Annotated in this window: 2 rRNA genes; both read right to left on the reverse strand. The window is 43.0% G+C overall.

From position 1 onward, the window contains the following. Positions 1-2 precede the first annotated feature (2 nt). Positions 3-119 (reverse strand): 5S ribosomal RNA (gene rrf / locus HLB29_RS09595). Positions 120-178: 59 nt separating this feature from the next. After that, positions 179-277: ribosomal RNA gene (locus HLB29_RS09600) — 23S ribosomal RNA — on the reverse strand; the annotation flags it as partial.

The raw sequence follows: 277 nt of genomic DNA on the forward strand, positions 1-277 counted from the left end.
TCACGTAGCTACGTCCTATTCTCCCGGGCAGCTTCCCGCCAAGTACCTTCAGCGCTAAAGAGCTTAACTTCTGTGTTCGGAATGGGAACAGGTGTATCCTCCTTGCTATAGTAACTACATATTTACTTGTTCTTTGTACCTTCAAAACCGAATATATTCAGTGTATACCATCTATCTTTTGGTCAAGTCCTCGATCTATTAGTATCAGTAAGCTACATACATTGCTGCACTTACACCTCTGACCTATCAACCAGGTAGTCTTCCTGGGATCTTAACC

The sequence above is a fragment of the Peptostreptococcus canis genome (assembly GCF_014229965.1).
In the GTDB taxonomy this organism is placed as follows: domain Bacteria; phylum Bacillota; class Clostridia; order Peptostreptococcales; family Peptostreptococcaceae; genus Peptostreptococcus; species Peptostreptococcus canis.